The following is a 214-nucleotide window of genomic DNA, read 5'->3' as shown; positions in this document are numbered from 1 at the left end:
TTGCTCAGAGGGAGGGCAACTTTCTAAAAATATATAATAGTTAAGTTATTCAATATAGTTAAAAATATTAGTTACGTAAAGTAACAACCGATTTAAGGTGGTTATTGCAGCGGGGCTCACCTCTTCCCATTTCGAACAGAGAAGTTAAGCCCGCTAGCGCAGATGGTACTGCATAACTGTGGGAGAGTATGTCGCCGCCTTTCTTTTGAAATCC

The 214-nt window shown here is 40.2% G+C and carries 1 rRNA gene; it reads left to right on the top strand.

Features of this window, described 5'->3' with window-relative positions:
* Positions 1-93: 93 nt before the first annotated feature.
* A 5S ribosomal RNA gene (gene rrf / locus RH98_RS15135) occupies positions 94-203 on the top strand.
* The last annotated feature ends 11 nt before the right edge of the window (positions 204-214 follow it).

Source organism: Myroides injenensis M09-0166 (assembly GCF_000246945.1).
In the GTDB taxonomy this organism is placed as follows: domain Bacteria; phylum Bacteroidota; class Bacteroidia; order Flavobacteriales; family Flavobacteriaceae; genus Flavobacterium; species Flavobacterium injenense.
Note: the sequence above shows the minus strand (reverse complement) of the source record. Positions and strands in the feature narration are given on the sequence as shown.